Here is a 19,647-nt window from a genome sequence, read left to right as displayed (position 1 = left end):
CAACGGACTTTGACTCCGTCATGCATAGGTTCAAATCCTATATCCCCAGCCATTTTTATGCGGACGTGGCTCAGCGGTAGAGCATCGCCTTGCCAAGGCGAGGGTCGCGGGTTCGATTCCCGTCGTCCGCTCCAATTTTTTTCGGCGCCATAGCCAAGTGGTAAGGCACAGCTCTGCAAAAGCTTTATCCCCAGTTCGAATCTGGGTGGCGCCTCCATTATTTTCATAAGCGGGAGTGGCGGAATCGGCAGACGCACAGGACTTAAAATCCTGCGGTAGGTGACTATCGTACCAGTTCAAGTCTGGTCTTCCGCATATCTAGCCTGTGCCCTTAGCTCAGCTGGATAGAGCGTTTGACTACGAATCAAAAGGTCAGGAGTTCGAATCTCTTAGGGCACGCTTAATTGAATAAGCCGGTGTGGCGGAATTGGCAGACGCGCGCGACTCAAAATCGTGAGGGAAACCGTGGGGGTTCGAGTCCCTTCACCGGCATAGATGAAAAAGAGTCATATTACTGAATTTCAGTAATATGACTCTTTTTTTGTTCTCCACTTATTTCGGCTATTGAATAAATGGTGTAACTTATAATAAATTCTTAGTTATTTAAGGATGGCTAAGCTGAGTGTGATATTCATACAATTGGAGGGACGTGGCTTGATAACTCTTCAGAGGGCTACTTTCTAATCAAGTAGTGCTATACCATAGATAGTACTAAATTCAAAGAGAACCTAATGCCAGATAGCGAAAGGGTCTAGTCCTATCCCCGACCTCAGTCTAGGTTAAAAAACCGTCCCCGGTCCGTTTTGAAAAACACTTGAATCACCTAAAATAAAGTCATAAGGAACACGAAGTAAACGAAAAGGCGGTGATAACAAATTATGAGATACACTAAAGGAAAAAATTTGGCCATCATTTTGATTGCCATCGGTGCATTAATGCTGTTAGGTAAATTTATTCCCTTTCTCGGCTTCGTTACAGGGACTATTATGAGCTACCTTATTCCGGTGATTATGATTGCTATCGGATATTACGGTATCAAAAGAGGGAATGCGCTTTTCGGTTACATCATTCTCATTATTGGGGTACTTTACTTGCTCAGTAAACTTGCTTGGTTGATCGGACCGCTTCTTGCAATCGGACTTATCGTGTTCGGTATATCCATGCTGAGAGATAAAGGGGCAAGACGATACTAAGGAATAAGGATTAGAGGAAAGGGAGGTAAACAAAGAATGAGCGTATTTCGCCGTATGCGGGATATTACCGCTGCTACAATCAACGAACATTTAGAACAAAGCCAAGATCCTGTAAAGATGATTGATCAATTTTTAATGGATACAAGAAACGAAATCGGTGAGGTAGAGAAGCTACACCAACAGTATTCACGTCATACAAGACAATTGAAGCAGCAGGTTGATGAAGCGTCCGCCATGATCGCAAAACGAGAAGAGCAAGCGCTACTTGCACTAAAAGCAGAAGAAGATCACCTTGCTAAACTGGCTCTGCAGGAAAAGATGTTATATGAAGAAAAATACAATCAGTATATCGGGCTTTATGAACAAAGTAGAGATGCTTTGTTGGAACTAGAAGAACAGCTTGATCACCTGAAGACGGAATACCAAACGGTCTACAGCAAACGTCAATATTACTATGCACGTATGCAAACTATTCAGCTACAACAGCGTATGAACGAACGTGCTGGTAAATTTGGAGGCAATCAGGTTCCGGGTATGTTTGGACGACTTGAGGATCGAGTCTCCGATTTAGAATATGAAGCAAGAAGCCTTCGCGATCTCCGCAGAGGTGAGCAAGAACGCAGTTCATTACAGCATTCCGTATCAGACTTACTTGAAAAAGAGCTCGCGAAGCTCAAAAAGAAGCTTGATAACGGAGGAAAGGAGTAACTATTCATGACCAAGCTATATCGTTCTAGACGTGATAAAAAAGTAACAGGATTGCTTGGCGGTTTGTCCCAAACGTTGGGTATGGATTCAACACTGCTACGTGTTATCTTTATCGTCACCATTTTCTTTACATCGGGTATCATGATCTTCCTGTACTTCGTTGCTGCACTAGTTGTACCGAAAGAGCCTTTCGCCCCTTATGATCCATATGGTCCAGGCCCTGGAATGGGTGGTTTCCCTGGTGGAGGTTACTCTAATCATACGGGTTTTGATCAACAAGGTTATGGATCTCAAGGATATGGGGCTCCTAAAGATAATCGTTTTAACACGAGTCGTTTTGATAAAGGATTCGGAGCTCCAAAAGAAGATCACTTGGACTCCATGATGGAAGATATCGAGAAAAAAGCATTGAAAAAAGAAAACGATGAACTTCGTAAAAAACTATCAAAGTATGAGAAGGGAGAATTATAAAATGGGAGTATTCAAAAGAATTAAAGATATGACAAAAGCGTCGGTAAATGAGGTTCTTGATAAAGTAGAAGATCCAATCGTAATGCTCAACCAATACATTCGTGATATGGAAGCGGAGATTCGCGAAGCTGAGGTTACTGTAGCCAAACAAATGGCAAACGAACGCCGTATGAAACAACGCTTGGAAGAAGCAGTTCGCCTTGGAGGACAACGTGAGGCACAAGCAGAATCCGCACTGGTTAACGGTCAGGAGGAAGTAGCTCGCAAGTTGTTGGAAGAGAAAATTTACTATGATCAAAAAGTATCCGAATATCAAAATCTGCACGCAGAATCCGAATCTCAAGCTAAAGAACTTGTACAACAACTGCATGATATGAAAGATGAATTCTACAAAATGCGCAACAAACGCAACGAGTTGGTATCTCGTGCACAAATGGCTAAAGCAAGAAAACAAATGTCTCAAATTAACAGTGTACACACCATTGAAAGCGGAAATGCATCTCTAGGATTCCACCGTATGGAAGAGAAAATCATGCAACTGGAAGCAGAAGCAGATGTAATGCGTGTACCTTACAGCTCAAGCACTTACACGGATAATCCTGCGGAGCAAGAGAAACAATTTAAAGTAAATGAGCAATTGGAAGCTTTGAAAAGCAAATTGAATGGTAAAGCAACAACTTCCGAAGCTCCAAAAGAATAATCTATCCACAGTGACACAAGATATGATATCCTAGGTAACGTGGAAAAGCCATACGGAGCGTAATCCCTTCCGTATGGCCTTTTTACTGCAAATCCATTGTTCTCTGAAACGGGACATCACTTTTCATTTATAGAATTATGTAATACATATACGGATGGAAATCGGAATCCCTATTCCAAATCCATTCTTAAAAAGGGGGTGTGACGAATGAGTAGAGGGAAATCGTTTTTTGCTATTCTAGCGATAGGGATTGGCTTAATGATACTGCTTGGGAATTTTCTGAGCTTCTTTACCATCGTTGCACTGCTCTTACTTATCTTTGGGTACTACAAATATCAATCGGGATTTATCAAAAAAGGACGTACTTTGATGGGGGCGGGTACTGCCATCATCATTCTGGATAATCTAATCTTTGTAGTAGGTGTAACATTAATTTCACTGGGTGTATTTTACTGGAAAGGGCGTAAAGTACAGCCACGAGAAGGGTATGTAATTAATCAAAACTTTATGTCTAATTATGCCTGGGATCAAGCTCCGTGGATACTGCGGAATACGAGCATATGGCATGTTATTGGAGAAGTGCATGCTGACCTTTCACTTGCTCTTCCAGAAGAAAAGGAAACGGTAATTTATTTACAGGGCGTGATGGGTGATATTGACTTATCCATACCCGAGGATTACGGTGTAGAAATAGAAGCTATTGTTCTATTCGGAAAGCAGCAATTTGGTAATGAACAAAAAAGTGGTGGATTGAACAGAATGGTTTATCAGTCCCCGGGATACGCTGGTAGAGAATTCAAAGTAAAATTTGTCATTTCTTATTTGATTGGAGACCTTGACGTAAGACTAACGTAATATTATTTATAGAGAGGAGGTTCCGGATGCATTCCACAAAGACAAAAAATATGGTAACACGCAGCATGGGACAGGGAATTTTATTTGCTTTGCTGCTCGGAGCTGTCATTATTTATATTCTTTCTTCTTATGGTTATTTGGCTCCTTGGTCGACATGGGATCGATGGGTTCAATCCGGAGCAACCCTCGTATTATTGTTAGTCGGAGCAGGTGCTTGCTATGGTTTCATCCAAGCGTACCGAACCAGAGTCAAATTGGAAACACTTCGAGAGACTCTTTTACAGTGGGAAAAAGGAAGTGTTATGAGGTCCGTTCCTGAGCTTGGACCTGACGAGGTTGGACGTTTAGGAGAACAGCTTTCTCGAATCAGTAAAAAGTGGGAAGAACAAGTGAGCTCTTTGCAGCGGTTATCAACCAATAATGCACAACTTGCGGAGAAAGCCAGAGTCTCGGCCATTGTGGAGGAAAGGCAGCGACTAGCTCGTGAACTGCACGATGCTGTATCTCAGCAGCTTTTTGCTATCTCTATGACTGCAACTGCAGTCGGTAGGACGTTAGAAAAAGATTTTGACCGCGCGCAAAGACAGGTTGCACTTATCGAAGAAATGTCTGCTGTTGCACAATCTGAAATGAGGGCGCTCTTGCTACACCTTCGTCCTGTATATTTAGAAGGCAAACATTTGGAACAAGGTCTTAAAGAGTTGGTAAGAGAATTGCAGGCAAAGGTGCCTATGGAAATTTTGTTCGAAATGGATGATGACATTCATTTGGTCAAAGGGGTGGAGAACCACCTATTCCGGATTATTCAGGAAGCGATGTCTAACACACTAAGGCATGCCAAAGCTGAGAAGATGGAAATTCGAATTCAACGTAAAGAAAAGGCAGTTAAGGTTGTGATTCGAGACGATGGAGAAGGATTCGAGTTGGATGATCGCAAACAGGCTTCTTATGGGCTCTCGAACATGCAGGAACGTGTTAATGAGATTGGTGGTTCTATTTTGTGGATCACAGCGCCTGGTAAAGGAACAAGAATAGAAATTACAGTGCCTGTAATGGAAGAAGAAAGTGAGGTAACGTTAGGCTATGGAAGATGAAACAATGGAACACAATATTAAAGTACTCTTGGTTGATGACCATGAAATGGTACGAATCGGTCTTGCCGCTGTTCTTGACACAGAAGACGGAATTGAAGTGATCGGTGAAGCAGGTAGTGGAGAAGAAGGAATTCGGCTTGCGAAGGAATACAACCCAGATGTGGTACTAATGGATCTTGTTATGGATGGAATGGATGGAATTGAAACGACAAGAGAACTGCTTAAATTACAACCAGAATGTAAAGTCATTGTACTTACCAGCTATCTGGATGACGAGAAGATGTATCCAGTCATTGAAGCTGGAGCGTTTAGTTACTTACTGAAAACATCACGTGCTACTGAAATTGCAGACGCCATTCGTGCAGCCGACCGCGGGCAGTCTGTCCTAGAGTCACAGGTTGCTTCCAAAATGATGAACCGTTTTCGTCAACCTCCGGCACCAATGAAAGCTCATGAAGATTTAACCGATCGCGAAATGGATGTTCTTCGATTACTTGCTCAGGGGAAATCGAATCAAGATATCGCAGACACGCTGATCATTGGTATTAAGACCGTGAAGTTCCATGTGACGAACATTTTAGCTAAACTGGGTGTAGATGACCGTACGCAAGCAGCCATCTATGCTTATAAGAATGGACTAGCAGAATGAATATACACATATGTAGGGTACGAATCTCATTTTTCATCTGACAGAAAAAGAGTGTTCGTACCTTTTTATTTTTTATGATGAATAATTATGAAAGATTAGATAAGGAACAGTAAAGCTAGAGCAGATAGACCTAAAGCCCAGCCCCATCCAGCTCCCCAACCGCCGCCGTAACCGTAGCCACCATAACCGCCGGGGTAAAATCCTTTGATCTTCACATTTGTTTTCCGTTTCTTTTTCTTTTTTGTAGTTTCTGTTTTTGTGCCCGTCTCAAGAACGTTTGATTTATAAGCCTTGCAGGGACGATATTGTTGATTGCGGCGTTCATCTGCTACGAAGATGTGTGAATTATTGCAACTTTTGAGTCTGCCTACAATACGGCGTCCATCTTTAGTTACTGCACAAACCATTTTACCGCAATGACGATTCAGTACATCAGGTGTTAATGGGTTTACAGGATACATTTTTTCACCTCTTTATTTTCTATGAGATAGTAGTCATGATATTTATATTCTTACAAAGATGAATAGGTTTGGACGATAGACTAGTATAAAGAAAATAACTGTGTAGTTATGGGATTAAGAGCGCGTGACTCGGTGAATATTAATACTTGAACAACAAAGTGAAGGTTTAATGAATGTTTATTAAAAGTAAAAGAATAGAAGCGAAAGTTCGTAGCTTTCCAAGGAACACTTGTGCTAAAATGGCTTCAATATTGAAGACGTAAGTGTAAGATAAGGATACTTGGTTGGTTTTTATACAACATAAATTAACTAAAAAAATCTATGATATATAGGGAAAGAAGGAGCCATGAATACTTTTCAGGATGTAGAATCTCTCAAGACTTCTGGTGCCGTATTTTTTATATTTGGTGCGACAGGCGATCTTGCACGGCGCAAGCTGTTCCCGGCTATTTACAGTTTGTACCGGGAGGGGAAGTTAGCAAAAGACTTCGCAGTTGTCGGTCTTGCACGTCGTCCACGTACGCGTGAAGAGTTCCGTCATGATGTACATAAATCGATTCAGGAGTTTTGCCGATATTCCTGTGATAAGGTAGAAAGTGAAGAATGGACTGCATTTGCAGAGCATTTTGAATACAAATCTCTGGATATTAATAATGTTGATGGTTTTCGCGAGCTGAGTGTCCTAACCGAAGAGTTGGAAACGAAGTTTGCAATTCCTGGTAACCGTATGTTTTACCTCGCTCTGGCTCCCGAGTTATTCGGTAGTGTGTCCTATAACTTAAAAGAAGGCGGCCTTCTAGAGAGTGCGGGCTGGCACAGACTTGTCATCGAAAAACCATTTGGATATGATCTGGTCTCCGCTGAGAAGCTCAATGAGCAGATACGCGAAGTATTCCGAGAAGAAGAGATTTACCGTATAGATCATTACCTAGGTAAGGAAATGGTACAGAACATTGAAGTAATTCGCTTTGGAAATGCGTTCTTTGAACCTCTGTGGAACAACAAGCACATTGCTAATATTCAGATCACACTTGGAGAGACGGTAGGCGTTGAAGACCGCGGAGGATACTACGATTCAGCAGGAGCACTTCGGGACATGGGGCAAAACCATATGCTGCAAATGCTTACGATGATTGCGATGGAACCGCCAAGCAGATTGCTTCCTGAAGATATTCGCGATGAGAAAGTAAAAGTTCTTCGTTCTCTTCGTCCTTATGCAACAAGCAGTGATGTGAAAGATAACGTGGTACGCGGTCAGTACACGGAAGGTGACGTCAGAGGCGTACAGCTGCCTGGATATCGTCAAGAGGATAAGGTGGATCCTAACTCCAATACGGAAACTTATTTTGCAGCTCGTGTCTTCGTAGACAATTTCCGTTGGGCTGGCGTTCCTTTCTATATCCGTACCGGTAAACGTCTTCCCGTAAAAACAACGGAAATCGTGGTAGAATTTAAATCCATGCCAAACAATGTATATTTGGGACAAAAGTATAAACTTGAACCAAACTTACTCGTGATTCGAGTAAATCCGATGGAAGGTATCTACATCAAGATTAACGCGAAGAAACCAGGCACGGATTCTGAGATTGAACCACTGGCCATGGACTTCTGTCAGAGTTGTATGATCGGAATTAACTCACCGGAAGCTTACGAACGTCTTATTCACGATGCGGCTAAAGGTGACTCCACTTACTTTACTCGTTGGGATGAAGTTGCAACTGCATGGTCTTTTGTGGATCGTATTGCTGCAGCATGGGCAAAGCAACCGGGTGATATTGAATCCTATCCGGCAGGAAGCTGGGGACCGAAAGCAACAGAAGATCTGTTGGCTAAAGATGGATACTTCTGGTGGCCGGTTAATGGTCAAGACGAAGACAATGTAGTATGGATAAAAAATAATTAGTATAACTATAGAAAAAGGAGGCAGCTCTCTAAGAGAGCTGCCTTCTTTTTCTATTATATAGGATTAGGAAGTCATATACATTCCGCCATTCACATGGATACACTGACCCGTCATGTATGAACCTTCATCAGAAGCAAGCAGTACATATGCACCTACGTGTTCAGCGGGTTGTCCCGGACGGCCCATAGGTACATCTTGTCCAAAGCTTGATACCATTTCTTCATCCATGGTAGATGGAATTAGAGGAGTCCAGATTGGGCCTGGTGCAACCATATTTACACGAATGTTTTTCTTTGCCAGACTTTGGGCCATACTGCGAGTAAACCCAACGATTGCCCCCTTCGTGGAAGTGTAGTCAATGAATACTTCGTTACCCACATATGGATTGACGGAAGTAGTACTGATAATAGAACTGCCTTCCTTAAGATGTGGTACTGCATATTTGGTCATATAGAAGACAGAATAGATGTTTGTTTTGAATGTTTTATCCCATTGCTCACTTGTAATATTCTCAATGCCTTCCACCACGAACTGAATAGCTGCATTGTTCACGAGGATATCGAGTTGTCCCAATTCCTGTACCGTTTTCTCAATGATCTCTTTACATGTGCTCTCGTCAGATACATCTCCAGGAAGGAGCAGCGCTTTTACACCTTCTGCTTCAATATATTTTTTTGTCTCCTCTGCATCTCCGTGCTCTTGGTCAGAGAGATAGTTAATGGCGACATGTGCCCCTTCTTTAGCGTAAGCAATAGCAACTGCACGCCCGATCCCACTGTCTCCCCCCGTAATAAGGGCCACTTTACCTTTTAATTTTTCACTGCCTTTATATTGAAGAGGCTGAATCGGACGTGGATTCATTTCTGATTCAACACCTGGCTGACTCGCTTGGGATTGTTTTGGAGTTCCATTTTTCTGCTGCTCATAAATATTCATAAGTTGTCATCCTCCGTTTAGCTAATTGGTTGTATCGTAGATTTACCCGTCTCATTTGATTTAAATCAAGCTTTATTCAATAAATTAATACATATACTGATGGGATTAGAGGTAAAAATACATATCAAATGTGGTACAATAGGAAAGTTGACCATGGTGGAATATATCATTCATATGAAAACAAAATTTGCTCATGGAGCGGAAGGAAGGTGGCACCCTTGTGAGTGATCTACTGAAGATATTTTACGTTACCCAGCTTGCAAAGGACTGCCTTTGTACCCAATGTCACGAGCCTATATGAAATATAAGAATACACAAAAGAGTACTATTAATTTACTGAAGGTTAAGAGGGATAAACAAAATGAGTAAATCACAAGATCATGCTTTGCAGAAAGAGGTCGACAAACGTCGTACGTTTGCGATTATTTCTCACCCGGATGCCGGGAAAACAACACTAACAGAAAAGCTGCTTTTGTTCGGGGGCGCAATTCGCCTGGCGGGTACGGTTAAAGCACGTAAAGCGAGCAAGCATGCGACAAGTGACTGGATGGAAATTGAGAAGCAGCGGGGGATCTCGGTAACTTCTTCCGTTATGCAGTTTGATTATGCTGGACATCGTATTAACATCCTCGATACACCTGGTCACCAAGATTTCAGTGAAGATACGTATCGTACACTTACCGCAGCCGACAGTGCAGTCATGTTGATTGACGTGGCTAAAGGGGTCGAGGCACAAACCATTAAATTGTTCCAGGTGTGTGCGAAACGCGGAATTCCTATTTTCACGTTTATTAATAAGTTGGACCGGGAAGGACAAAGTCCATTTGATCTGATGGAAGAGCTGGAGAATGTACTGGGCATTCGTTCCGTACCCATGAACTGGCCGATCGGTATGGGACGTGAACTGTGCGGAGTGTATGACCGGATGAAAAATCAGGTTGAGCTATTCCAAGGAGATGACCATTCAAAAATTCATGTCCAAAAAGTAGATGGATATGAAGATCCGGTTATTCGTGAGATGGCGGGCGAGTTTTTGCATGAGCAGTTGAAGCAAGATTTAGAGCTTCTTGATGTAGCGGGCGACCCGTTTGATTTTGAGAAAGTGCTAAAAGGGGAATTGACTCCAGTATTTTTTGGCAGTGCGGTAAATAACTTTGGTGTGCAGACATTCCTTGAGAACTTCTTGGAACTTGCACCTAAGCCAGAACCACGTCGCAGTACCGAAGGTATTGTAGAGCCGACAAATGAGAAATTCAGTGGGTATGTATTTAAGATTCAGGCGAATATGAACCCAGCTCACCGCGACCGTGTTGCTTTCCTTCGAATTGTATCGGGTAAATTCGAACGTGGAATGAGTGTCAGACATGTACGGGCAGGCAAAGAAATTAAACTATCACAGCCTCAGCAATTCCTTGCACAGGATCGTGACATCGTTCAGGAAGCGTATCCTGGAGATATTATTGGTCTCTTTGATCCAGGTATTTTCCGGATTGGTGATTCTTTGAGTCAAGGCAGTGATGTTATATTTGATGAGCTGCCGACGTTCTCTCCTGAGATTTTCTCTAAAGTAACGGTCAAAAATGCCTTGAAACACAAACAATATCAAAAAGGGATTGACCAGCTGACTGAGGAAGGAACGATTCAGGTATTCCGTACTGCAAGTTTTGATGAAACGATTCTTGGGGTTGTCGGACAATTGCAATTTGAAGTGTTTGAGCATCGGATGAAGGCAGAGTACGGGGTAGATGTTCAGCTCCAGCGTATGCCATACCAGTTTGCTCGCTGGATTATTGATGAGAAGATTGACCCAAGTAAATTCCGGATCAACTCTGTACTTGTGAAAGATAAGAAAGATAACTACGTCGTCTTGTTCGAGAACGAATATGCAATGAGAACGGCTATTGATAAAAATCCAACAGCACAGTTCCTGGAGACAGCTCCATAAGCATCCGTGGTGATGCAAGAGCCGCGGGATTAAGAAGTTGCCCTAGATATAATAAATCCCTCCGCCCCTGTACTGGGGTGGGGGGATCTATTTTTATGCAGTCTAAAAACAGATATGGAACTTAGGTTAACGGCACAGGCTGAACGGTTTTTAGATGAGATTGAGCTACTTTAACCAATTCATTCTGCTTGTCTGAAGGGAGCTCTTTCCAGATCATTTCGAAAATAGATCCAAGTCCCGGTAGCGCAGCTTCCGGACCATCAACTGAACCTTCGATCATTTCTTTGAGCTCTTGATCGGTTTTGCCGTGAACCTTATGAACAATGGCTTGACGCAAATCCATAACGATTGGCATTCGCTTGTCCCTCCAAATTCAGTCTTTTCCTGCTTCTATACTGTTCCCCGCTCATCTCGCTTACATTCAAGTTTTTCATACATTGTGATATACTACATAGGATGAAATGCACCGCAGGAGGTAACTCTATTATGGCCAAGAAGCAATATGCCGTCATCGGTATGGGCCGCTTCGGATCCAGTGTCGCGAGCGTGCTTAGCGAAATGGGTTTTGATGTGCTCGCCATTGATCGGGATGAGCAAAGAACACAGGAAATATCAGATGTAGTGACCCACGCGGTTTCTGCTGATTCCACTGATGAAGAAGCGCTTCGAGCGCTTGGGATACGTAATTTTGATGTTGTGGTTGTATCAATTGGTGAAGATATTCAGGCAAGCATTCTTACAACGCTAATCCTAAAAGATATGGGGATTACTACTCTTGTCGTAAAAGCAAAAACGGAACTTCACGGCAAGGTACTTGAGAAAATCGGTGCAGATAAAGTGGTTTATCCGGAGAGGGACATGGGGATGAGAGTAGCTCATCATCTAGCCTCACCTAACATTTTAGATTACATCGAACTATCTGATGAATATAGCATTCTGGAGATGAAGGCTTCCTCAAACATCGTAGGTCAAAATCTGAAGCAGCTTAATATTCGTGCTCACTATGGATGCAATGTAATTGCGATCCGGCGAGGTACGCATATGAACATTTCACCGTATGCCGAAGATAGCATACATCCAGACGATGTTCTCATTATTGTGGGTCATAAGGATGATCTTAGCAAAATGGAGCTGGCTTACTCAAAATAATATGAACTAGTGAAACATATAAAGAAGGGAATTGAATATGGAAATTGCTTCTGTGCACAACCCTCGTGTAAAGGATTGGGCTCAGCTTCTCGAGAAGAAGCATCGGACAAGACAAGGGAAATACATAATTGAAGGTGTGCATTTAGTGCAGGAAGCACTTGAGCATGGCGCTATGATAGAATGTATTGCCTACGATATGGATAAAGGAATTCCTAGCGAGCTTGGCGCATATCCTCGTACAGCGTCAACTGTAGAATGGATTGCGGTATCTGCAGCAGTGATTGCAAAATGTACAGACACGGTGACTCCACAAGCCGTATTTGCTGTTATTCGCAAGGATGAGAAACAAGTGGATGAACTATTAGTTAAGCCGGATAGCCTCGTTATTGTACTTGACCGTCTACAGGACCCTGGAAATGTAGGTACGATCATTCGAAGTGCTGACGCAGCGGGAGCAGATGGAGTTATTCTAGGACGCGGCAGCGCGGATGTATACAATCCCAAGACGATCAGGTCAACTATGGGATCGTTCTTTCATCTTCCTGTAGTGGAGGCGGATCTTAGTGAAGTTCTACCTGCGGCAAAACAAGCGGGTGTCACTTTGGTGAGTACTTCACTGACTGCGGAACACTCATGTTACTCTTATGATTTTAAAGGATCACGCTGGCTCGTAATCGGAAATGAGGGAAGCGGCGTATCTGACGAAGTGAGCAGACTCGTTGATGATGCTGTCATTATCCCAAGTAAGGGACAGGCTGAGTCGCTTAATGCAGCGATGGCGGCAACGGTGCTCTTGTTTGAAGCGATGAGGCAGCGACACTTTTAACCAATGAATGAATAGATTAATTCAAATGAAAGAGGAAGATACTGGGCAGCAGAATGAACGCTGAGCCTAGTGATCTTTCTCTTTTTTTCTATTTATTCTGTAAAGTAGTGGTCAAATACCGAAAATAAATGCATCTGTTATACCGAACCGGTGGGAACTGCTCCCTTTAGATAGTTTAATAAACGTGGTAAAATAAGGAAACACGCATAGACAGTTAACTGGGAGAAGTGGTATATCCGTGATTTCATATATTTTTGGCTTCATTTCTAGTATGGTCATCGTCTGTATCCTTTGTTTACGCAATAAAAATGTAAGGGATAGGAAAAATGAAATATTCTCAGAAGGTGAAAGAAGGTTAATCGGATTAGTCGAAAATACAAGGGATGGATTTTATTATTTTGAATTAAAACCGAAGTGGAGATATCGGTACGCTAATCCTCCATTTGAGGTTACCTTTGGTGAGGAAAAAGGAAAGCTGGTATATGATCATCCGGAGATGGCCTTTGAGCGTGTTCATCCTGATGATACCGAAATGCTTATGAAGAAGGTAAGGGGAGAAGTAGACTATAATCAGTCGATTATTTATCGAATTGCTATGGGGGAAGAAGCGATGCAAGAAGGTCGATATACACTTTTTGAAGAGTATACAACCCCTGTGTATCTTAATGGAGAACTAGTTGCCATACAAGGTATCTTACGAGACATTACTGAGAAGAGACAGCTCGAAGAGGAATTGAAGTATCGCTTAACACATGACCGATTAACAGGTTTATACAATCGTGATTATTTTGAAGGACTCATGGATACATTCAACGAGAGCGAAAATATCCCCATCGCCATTGTGATTGCAGATCTGGATGAACTGAAATATTACAATGATCATTATGGACATAAAAAGGGAGATCATCTAATTAAGGTTTCTTCTAATCTGTTAAATACATATTCTACAGACAGTGTGATCGTCTCCAGAATTGGTGGCGATGAGTTTGCCATCTTATTAATAAATACAACAATGCTTATGGCTCAGGAAATGATCCAAAGCATTCAAACAGATATATCGAGTTATAACAAAGATTCTACAGACGTGAGAATACAAATGTCGATCGATTATGCGTGGAATGAGCAGTCTATTGGAAAGATGGACAGTTTGTTTATAGAAGCAGATAGAAAAATGTATGAGAGGAAGAAACGTTGGAAGGAGGGAGCAATACATAACAGTTAGGAATCTTAGATCTAATATGAAAAGATTTGAGTATTACCGTGTAGATTAGGCTCAGATACATGGAACTTTACATACTTCTGTTACGTCTTTATAACAAGGGAACATTAGAAATTATTATGTGGGGTAGTCTTCGTGGGAATGCAATTGGAGATAAAGTGGATGTTAAAGGACGCAGCATCTTACTAGGAGTATGGCAACCCTAATCCTCCCTTAAGGCAGAGGTTCTATGAACCATGATATACTATAGGGAACGGGGATTATATATAGATCATAGATAGAGAGAGAAACACCCCTGTTTATTGTAACTCTGACATGTAAGAAAACTATGATTACGTATGTAAAAAAGGAGAGTCAAAATGAACAATCTTCGCAAATGGACAGCTCTCGTGTTGTCGGTGTTCTTGGTTGTTGTGTTATGCAGTCCAAAAGCAGTTTATGCCGATGCAGCTGAGGGAGATGTCATCGTTATTTTAGGGGAAGACTTAACGAATGACCAAAAAGTAAAAGTATTGGCTGATCTTGAAGCGCCAAATAATGCTACAGAACTTAAGGTTACAAACCAAGAGGAACATAAATATCTAGGCAACTATTTGTCCAAAGCACAAATCGGTAGCAGGGCACTTAGTTCTGCAAAAATCGTCATCGGCAAGCCTGGAAGTGGTCTGTCTGTAACTACGAATCATATTAACTGGGTAACGAATGATATGTACCTGAATGCAATGATCACTGCAGGAGTAAAGGATGCACATGTTACGATCACAGCTCCTTTTGACGTATCAGGTACTGCAGCTCTAACCGGAATTATTAAAGCTTACGAAACGACAACTGACACTAAGATTCCTGAAGAACAAAAGCAAGTAGCCAATGAGGAAATTGTTAAAACTGCCAAACTTTCAGACTCCATCGGGGTGGAAGAAACAACAACCCTCATGACGAATATCAAAGAACAGCTCGCAGAGAAACAACCTCAAACAAGAGAAGCGATGCAAACACTGGTTGAAGATACGGCAAGTAATTTAAATATTGCAATACCAGAAGCACAACTGAGTGGGCTGGTAGACCTTTTTATGAACATGAAGGATGCCAACATTAACTGGAATGCGGTTGGAGATCAACTGGACAAAGCGAAGCAGCAATTTACTGATTTTATTGAATCGGAGCAAGGTCAAGGGATCATTGCTAGCATCAAAAATTTCTTTGTTGGACTAATTGATATCATAAAAGGTTGGTTCTCGTAAAAATTGGTAACCCCGGAGTAACGTTGAAATGATCATTATTTCACGTTCTCCGGTTTTTTTTATGAAGAAAAGTTAATAAATCTCCTTAGCATCCTTCGGAAGCTGATTCACATGCTGCAAGTAGTGTAAAACTTTACTGTCTTCTTCATGGTTATATAGAAAGCGGTAATGCCCTCCAACCATAAGTGCTGTCTCACGGAACAGTTCCACCATTGTAAAAAGCGCTCTCCAAGTCTCGTGATAGGTTGCTTTAGGAAAAGTAGATAAGACCATGTCCCATGTGTCTTTACTCAGATAGGACTGCAAATATTTATGAGACTTTCCTGTGTTTACCGCAGTATGATTCTCAAGACCAACTCGCCAGTTCAGCATTTGCATTAGCATAGATCTCACAGGACCGTTCAGATGTTCTAGTGCATAAAGTAATTCTTGTCTCCATAACCCTTTGGCTACGTAAGTGGATACCCACCAGAACTCACTGCAGCAGTCAGCATAATGGGCAGCCGTTGGCGGCTTTACACAATAATCCTCATCAGAGGGGGCCGGAAGATCGGGAAGAGAGCTATCCTTATCTAGCAAAATACGTGTTAACTTATCTTCCCGGCAATATGTTTCTTTTTCCGCAGTAGGGATTAGCATGAGATCAATACGGTTACCGTCTGTGAATAACATCAGATAGGTGAATCTACCTCCGAGTCCGGGAGGGAACAAAGACATGTTTTCAGGAGTTTGCATTATGATTTGTTCACCAAATACTTGGACCCAGTCTGGATTGGTTATAAACGAATTCAGATCGGTAACAAGGAATACGATATCATAATCTTGAAAAGGATCTTTTGGAACGTTAGGGTTCGTACGGGATCCATTCATGGCTACTGCACGAACCCGCTCATCTTTATTGGCAACGGACAAGATGAGGTCGATCATTTGCTGTTCTGTTCTCATCACAAATAACTCCTTTGTTAAAGTTAGGAACCAGAATCTTTTAAGTGTATAAGTTCATCATACCACTTTGATGGATTGTCTGTTGCTAAGGGCAAAAAGCGTTGTTATAGGGGGAAAGGGAATGAGAGCAAGGTGGATAAGATTCGCAAGAATAGGTATAAGCATAAGTATCGTGTTTCTTACAGCCTGTACGAGTAGAACTTCAGATTTGGAAGGTCATCAGAAACCACATGGCGATACGGTACAAATCATTTCTGAGGAAAATGCACCTTCAGGAAACGCAGATCCTGTTTTTTTGCCAAAGGCGATGATTGGGAACAAGGTGACTTTAGATTATATTGACTACGACAAAGACGTGGTGAATGAAGAAGATATGGGAATGATGACAGAACTCTCCGAAGAAGATACAAACTCCATCCTCATGTGGTACAGCCAGGTAGATCCTAGAGAAACGATTTCTATACAACAGCTTAATACTGAGATGAGTCTGCAGATGACAATACATCTTTCGGATCGTGAGACGGTGCTTATTAGTTATGACAAAGAGAACAGCGAGGTTTATCTTCAGGTGCATACTAAGAAAGAGGTGCGTTCTTATAAAGTAAGGGACAATGGTGATGAGGTAACACCACAATTTGACCAATGGATTGAACAAGGGCCTTATCAATCTATATCTGGTGTTACTTATCATATTTTGCTTGATGAATATCTAGAGAACGATGATCCTGATAACCCCGATGTCAGCATCCTTCACCGCAGCTACTATGCATATTCCCAAGACAACAATAGTTATCACTACCAATATAGTATTGCTCTCGATAAAGTGGCTAACATTTCGGAAGCCAAAGCGAAACTAGCAGCTGACACGAAGGGGAATGGGAATTCTCTGCAGCTTTTGCCAAATACATTAATCAGTCCTAAAGTAACAAGACAGTGGAAAGAGGAAGGGTATCAGCCTTCACAGGAGTACTCTGCGGAGTCGCCGGCAGGTCTGACTTACAAAGAAATTCAGGGGCTTGTTCCTGAGAATTAAATTGATATCAACAAACAACACAAGAACCTTCCAAATCCATTACACTAACGGAGATTGGAAGGCTTTTGTATTGTATTGTTTGGTTTGGTTTTTGTTTTGAAATCTTTACTGATGTTTACAACCATTCTTTAGCCCAGCGCCCAACGGCATTTAATGCTCTGGCCAGTTCGGTTCCTTTTCGCGTTAAGGAATACTCAGTTCTAACCGGACGATCTGCAATGACATTGCGAAGGATAATGCCCTCTTCTTCTAGTTCTTTCATACGTTCTCCCAGTACACGTTTACTTAAATCGGGTATCACGGCATGGATTTCACTAAATCGCTTGGGTTCCTCCATCAAGGTATGAATAATAGGTGCAACCCATTTACGTCCAATAATCTGATACGAACGGGACACTTTTTCACACATCTCCAAGTAACTTGGCATGGAATTATCATCCATTGTAAGGCCCCCTTCCTGTAAGCACGATTACTATAAGTAACTACGGATTGCAATGGACTATGTCTCGTTTTTTTGAAATATTTATTAGTATTAGTTATAGAATAGCATAGAAAGCGCTATCATTACAGGTTATATTTAATGTTCACAGATTAGACATTTTTTATTGACGAATGTTGTCGGATGGGTGTATTATGGTTACATAATCTTAATTGGTTACATTTAATAACCTAAAATTAATGAATATAGAATCTGATTCTTTCAGTATTCTATATCCGATGTTATGTATAGACAGAATGTACAGTAAGCATTCTTCGCATGCTAATGTCGCACAATATAGAGTAGATATCAGGAGGCAATACGCATGGAAGCAATGACATTTGTCCTGTTCGGGGCTACAGGCGATCTAGCCAAAAGAAAGATATATCCAGCACTTTATAATTTATATGTTGATCAGAAAATGCCGAAAGCTTTTTCGGTGATTGGTCTTGGAAGAAAGGAAGTATCCGATAGTGAGTTTCAGGCAAGAGTAGAGGATTCATTAAATACTTTTTCTCGCCGTTCACCTGAAGATGCTGCTAAGGTTCGCGATTTCCTAGGTGCGTTTCGCTACACATCTTTAAATAATAAAAATATTGAAGATTACAACAAATTACTTGACGTTGTTGAACGTCGTGAACAAGAGCTTGGTATTCCACAGAACCGGATGTTCTACTTGTCAGTAGCGCCGGAATTTTTTGAGCCGATCGCTGAGAATATTAAGAATAGCGGTTTGGGTTCAGGCAGTGGTTGGAAACGGCTTATTATAGAAAAACCTTTCGGACATGATCTCAGTTCAGCACGTCGTCTGAATGAGAAGCTAAGTAATACTTTTGCAGAAGAAGAAATTTACCGGATCGATCACTTCCTTGGTAAACCTATGGTTCAGAATATGGAAGTACTTAGTGCAACTAACCCTGTTATTCAAGCACTGTGGGGGAATCACTTTATTTCCAATATCCAGATTACTGCGAGTGAAACAGTTGGGGTGGAAGAACGAGCTGCTTATTATGATCAAACGGGCGCAGTTCGTGATATGTTCCAGAATCATATGTTGCAATTGCTGATGATGATTGCCCTGCATCTGCCGAAGAAATCAACTCCAGAAGAGATTCGCTTCAAGAAAAAAAATACAGCAGAGGCAATGAGTCCACTTTTGAAAGAGGAGCTTAACAAGAACATTGTCCGTGCTCAGTATCGCGCAGGGGAGCTTCAAGGGAAGCCAGTTGTGTCTTATCTTGATGAGCCCGGTATTGAATCTACTTCTAAGAATGATACGTATTTTGCAGCACGTGTGTACCTTGATGATCCGTTCTGGAAAGAAGTTCCTTTCTATGTTCGTACGGGGAAACGACTTAAAGAGAAATCTACACGCATCGTAGTCGAGTTTAAAAAACCGCTGAACACGGGAGTTCCTGCCGATGATAATCTGGGTGCAAACCTGCTTATTATCGATATCGGGCCAAAAGAGGGAATGCGAATTCAATTAAATGCGAAAAGTCCGATGCATCACGATACGATTGAACCTATGGAGCTGAGCTATACCTCTTCTTATGATAATGTACCTGAAGCTTACGAAAATCTAATTTTTGATGCTTTGCGTGGAGATGCGACATTCTTTGCACACTGGGATGAAGTAGAGTTGTCCTGGAAATGGGTACAGCCTATTCTTGAGGCATTTACTGCAAATGAAGTACCTCTTCATTATTATGAAGCCGGTACGGAAGGTCCAGAAGCTGCACTAGAACTACTTGCTCAAGATGGAAATGAGTGGCATTAAGAGTTTGATCGTTAAGTAGTAGGCGTTAGGCGTTATACAGCTGTATTAGCTGATTCATATA

Annotated in this window: 20 protein-coding genes and 5 tRNA genes; 20 read left to right on the top strand and 5 right to left on the bottom strand. The window is 41.8% G+C overall.

What is annotated here, in order from left to right:
• Window positions 1-59 precede the first annotated feature (59 nt).
• From KFT32_RS07880 to KFT32_RS07825, 12 genes are all read left to right on the top strand, one after another.
• Window positions 60-134, top strand: a tRNA-Gly gene (locus KFT32_RS07880).
• Between the two features lie 9 nt (window positions 135-143).
• Window positions 144-217, top strand: a tRNA-Cys gene (locus KFT32_RS07875).
• A gap of 12 nt (window positions 218-229) precedes the next feature.
• Window positions 230-315: transfer RNA gene (locus tag KFT32_RS07870), tRNA-Leu, on the top strand.
• Between the two features lie 10 nt (window positions 316-325).
• Window positions 326-399 (top strand) — tRNA-Arg (locus tag KFT32_RS07865).
• Window positions 400-412: 13 nt separating this feature from the next.
• Window positions 413-492 (top strand) — tRNA-Leu (locus KFT32_RS07860).
• Between the two features lie 386 nt (window positions 493-878).
• Entirely contained in the window at window positions 879-1,193 is a 315-nt protein-coding gene (locus KFT32_RS07855; RefSeq protein WP_211746586.1) for a LiaF transmembrane domain-containing protein, read from the top strand.
• Window positions 1,194-1,229: 36 nt separating this feature from the next.
• Window positions 1,230-1,901: a PspA/IM30 family protein gene (locus tag KFT32_RS07850; RefSeq protein ID WP_211746585.1), complete on the top strand. Its 672-nt coding sequence runs from the start codon at window positions 1,230-1,232 to the stop codon at window positions 1,899-1,901.
• A gap of 6 nt (window positions 1,902-1,907) precedes the next feature.
• On the top strand, window positions 1,908-2,372 hold the full coding sequence (locus KFT32_RS07845; RefSeq protein ID WP_211746584.1) for a PspC domain-containing protein: 465 nt from the start codon (window positions 1,908-1,910) through the stop codon (window positions 2,370-2,372).
• A 1-nt stretch (window position 2,373) separates the two neighbouring features.
• Complete coding sequence (locus tag KFT32_RS07840; protein ID WP_211746583.1) at window positions 2,374-3,072, top strand: PspA/IM30 family protein; 699 nt, start codon at window positions 2,374-2,376, stop codon at window positions 3,070-3,072.
• 207 nt (window positions 3,073-3,279) lie between these two features.
• Window positions 3,280-3,927 (top strand): cell wall-active antibiotics response protein LiaF, encoded by a 648-nt coding sequence (liaF, locus tag KFT32_RS07835; protein WP_211746582.1) that lies wholly within the window; start codon window positions 3,280-3,282, stop codon window positions 3,925-3,927.
• A gap of 26 nt (window positions 3,928-3,953) precedes the next feature.
• Window positions 3,954-5,021 (top strand): sensor histidine kinase, encoded by a 1,068-nt coding sequence (locus KFT32_RS07830; protein WP_211746581.1) that lies wholly within the window; start codon window positions 3,954-3,956, stop codon window positions 5,019-5,021.
• A gap of 4 nt (window positions 5,022-5,025) precedes the next feature.
• Entirely contained in the window at window positions 5,026-5,670 is a 645-nt protein-coding gene (locus KFT32_RS07825) for a response regulator (protein WP_211746605.1), read from the top strand.
• 95 nt (window positions 5,671-5,765) lie between these two features.
• On the opposite strand, the gene KFT32_RS07820 is transcribed toward KFT32_RS07825, so the two are convergent.
• Entirely contained in the window at window positions 5,766-6,131 is a 366-nt protein-coding gene (locus KFT32_RS07820; protein ID WP_211746580.1) for a hypothetical protein, read from the bottom strand.
• Window positions 6,132-6,477: 346 nt separating this feature from the next.
• On the opposite strand from KFT32_RS07820, the gene zwf (KFT32_RS07815) reads away from it, so the two are divergent.
• Window positions 6,478-8,034 (top strand): glucose-6-phosphate dehydrogenase, encoded by a 1,557-nt coding sequence (gene zwf / locus KFT32_RS07815; RefSeq protein WP_211746579.1) that lies wholly within the window; start codon window positions 6,478-6,480, stop codon window positions 8,032-8,034.
• Between the two features lie 63 nt (window positions 8,035-8,097).
• Here the strand turns inward: zwf (KFT32_RS07815) and KFT32_RS07810 are convergent, their stop codons facing one another.
• Window positions 8,098-8,970 carry an SDR family oxidoreductase gene (locus KFT32_RS07810; protein WP_211746578.1) on the bottom strand — a complete coding sequence of 291 codons (873 nt, stop codon included), beginning with the start codon at window positions 8,968-8,970 and terminating at the stop codon, window positions 8,098-8,100.
• 361 nt (window positions 8,971-9,331) lie between these two features.
• Between KFT32_RS07810 and KFT32_RS07805 the strand changes: the two genes are divergently transcribed.
• Complete coding sequence (locus KFT32_RS07805) at window positions 9,332-10,915, top strand: peptide chain release factor 3 (protein WP_211746577.1); 1,584 nt, start codon at window positions 9,332-9,334, stop codon at window positions 10,913-10,915.
• 121 nt (window positions 10,916-11,036) lie between these two features.
• Here KFT32_RS07805 and KFT32_RS07800 read toward each other — a convergent pair whose 3' ends face one another.
• Complete coding sequence (locus tag KFT32_RS07800; RefSeq protein ID WP_211746576.1) at window positions 11,037-11,270, bottom strand: small acid-soluble spore protein SspI; 234 nt, start codon at window positions 11,268-11,270, stop codon at window positions 11,037-11,039.
• A 101-nt stretch (window positions 11,271-11,371) separates the two neighbouring features.
• Here KFT32_RS07800 and KFT32_RS07795 point away from each other — a divergent pair, with 101 nt between their 5' ends.
• The 4 genes from KFT32_RS07795 to KFT32_RS07780 all read left to right on the top strand — a co-directional run bounded on the left by KFT32_RS07795 (window position 11,372) and on the right by KFT32_RS07780 (window position 15,350).
• Complete coding sequence (locus KFT32_RS07795; protein ID WP_211746575.1) at window positions 11,372-12,064, top strand: potassium channel family protein; 693 nt, start codon at window positions 11,372-11,374, stop codon at window positions 12,062-12,064.
• A 37-nt stretch (window positions 12,065-12,101) separates the two neighbouring features.
• Window positions 12,102-12,890 carry a TrmH family RNA methyltransferase gene (locus KFT32_RS07790; protein ID WP_211746574.1) on the top strand — a complete coding sequence of 263 codons (789 nt, stop codon included), beginning with the start codon at window positions 12,102-12,104 and terminating at the stop codon, window positions 12,888-12,890.
• 238 nt (window positions 12,891-13,128) lie between these two features.
• Entirely contained in the window at window positions 13,129-14,112 is a 984-nt protein-coding gene (locus KFT32_RS07785) for a diguanylate cyclase (protein WP_211746573.1), read from the top strand.
• Window positions 14,113-14,468: 356 nt separating this feature from the next.
• A complete protein-coding gene (locus KFT32_RS07780; RefSeq protein ID WP_211746572.1) occupies window positions 14,469-15,350 on the top strand; it encodes a DUF1002 domain-containing protein in 882 nt (293 codons plus the stop codon).
• A gap of 72 nt (window positions 15,351-15,422) precedes the next feature.
• Here KFT32_RS07780 and KFT32_RS07775 read toward each other — a convergent pair whose 3' ends face one another.
• Window positions 15,423-16,295, bottom strand: a complete 873-nt coding sequence (locus KFT32_RS07775; RefSeq protein WP_211746571.1) for an aminoglycoside 6-adenylyltransferase — start codon at window positions 16,293-16,295, stop codon at window positions 15,423-15,425.
• Between the two features lie 121 nt (window positions 16,296-16,416).
• On the opposite strand from KFT32_RS07775, the gene KFT32_RS07770 reads away from it, so the two are divergent.
• Window positions 16,417-17,328, top strand: a complete 912-nt coding sequence (locus KFT32_RS07770) for a hypothetical protein (protein WP_211746570.1) — start codon at window positions 16,417-16,419, stop codon at window positions 17,326-17,328.
• A gap of 115 nt (window positions 17,329-17,443) precedes the next feature.
• On the opposite strand, the gene KFT32_RS07765 is transcribed toward KFT32_RS07770, so the two are convergent.
• Entirely contained in the window at window positions 17,444-17,770 is a 327-nt protein-coding gene (locus KFT32_RS07765; RefSeq protein ID WP_211746569.1) for a winged helix-turn-helix transcriptional regulator, read from the bottom strand.
• A 361-nt stretch (window positions 17,771-18,131) separates the two neighbouring features.
• Between KFT32_RS07765 and zwf (KFT32_RS07760) the strand changes: the two genes are divergently transcribed.
• Window positions 18,132-19,586 (top strand): glucose-6-phosphate dehydrogenase, encoded by a 1,455-nt coding sequence (zwf, locus tag KFT32_RS07760; RefSeq protein WP_211746568.1) that lies wholly within the window; start codon window positions 18,132-18,134, stop codon window positions 19,584-19,586.
• The last annotated feature ends 61 nt before the right edge of the window (window positions 19,587-19,647 follow it).

The organism is Paenibacillus sp. Marseille-Q4541 (assembly GCF_018310695.1).
Classification (GTDB): Bacteria; Bacillota; Bacilli; order Paenibacillales; family Paenibacillaceae; genus Paenibacillus.
This window is presented reverse-complemented; position numbering and strand designations above follow the sequence as displayed.

Coding starts and splice junctions, on each gene's coding strand:
- KFT32_RS07790 (WP_211746574.1), top strand. CDS start 12,102: ATGGAAATTGCTTCTGTGCACAACCCTCGTGTAAAGGATTGGGCTCAG.
- KFT32_RS07775 (WP_211746571.1), bottom strand. CDS start 16,295: ATGAGAACAGAACAGCAAATGATCGACCTCATCTTGTCCGTTGCCAAT.
- KFT32_RS07780 (WP_211746572.1), top strand. CDS start 14,469: ATGAACAATCTTCGCAAATGGACAGCTCTCGTGTTGTCGGTGTTCTTG.
- KFT32_RS07855 (WP_211746586.1), top strand. CDS start 879: ATGAGATACACTAAAGGAAAAAATTTGGCCATCATTTTGATTGCCATC.
- liaF (WP_211746582.1), top strand. CDS start 3,280: ATGAGTAGAGGGAAATCGTTTTTTGCTATTCTAGCGATAGGGATTGGC.
- KFT32_RS07840 (WP_211746583.1), top strand. CDS start 2,374: ATGGGAGTATTCAAAAGAATTAAAGATATGACAAAAGCGTCGGTAAAT.
- KFT32_RS07830 (WP_211746581.1), top strand. CDS start 3,954: ATGCATTCCACAAAGACAAAAAATATGGTAACACGCAGCATGGGACAG.
- KFT32_RS07805 (WP_211746577.1), top strand. CDS start 9,332: ATGAGTAAATCACAAGATCATGCTTTGCAGAAAGAGGTCGACAAACGT.
- KFT32_RS07810 (WP_211746578.1), bottom strand. CDS start 8,970: ATGAATATTTATGAGCAGCAGAAAAATGGAACTCCAAAACAATCCCAA.
- KFT32_RS07820 (WP_211746580.1), bottom strand. CDS start 6,131: ATGTATCCTGTAAACCCATTAACACCTGATGTACTGAATCGTCATTGC.
- KFT32_RS07845 (WP_211746584.1), top strand. CDS start 1,908: ATGACCAAGCTATATCGTTCTAGACGTGATAAAAAAGTAACAGGATTG.
- zwf (WP_211746579.1), top strand. CDS start 6,478: ATGAATACTTTTCAGGATGTAGAATCTCTCAAGACTTCTGGTGCCGTA.
- KFT32_RS07800 (WP_211746576.1), bottom strand. CDS start 11,270: ATGCCAATCGTTATGGATTTGCGTCAAGCCATTGTTCATAAGGTTCAC.
- KFT32_RS07765 (WP_211746569.1), bottom strand. CDS start 17,770: ATGGATGATAATTCCATGCCAAGTTACTTGGAGATGTGTGAAAAAGTG.
- zwf (WP_211746568.1), top strand. CDS start 18,132: ATGGAAGCAATGACATTTGTCCTGTTCGGGGCTACAGGCGATCTAGCC.
- KFT32_RS07770 (WP_211746570.1), top strand. CDS start 16,417: ATGAGAGCAAGGTGGATAAGATTCGCAAGAATAGGTATAAGCATAAGT.
- KFT32_RS07850 (WP_211746585.1), top strand. CDS start 1,230: ATGAGCGTATTTCGCCGTATGCGGGATATTACCGCTGCTACAATCAAC.
- KFT32_RS07825 (WP_211746605.1), top strand. CDS start 5,026: ATGGAACACAATATTAAAGTACTCTTGGTTGATGACCATGAAATGGTA.
- KFT32_RS07795 (WP_211746575.1), top strand. CDS start 11,372: ATGAAATGCACCGCAGGAGGTAACTCTATTATGGCCAAGAAGCAATAT.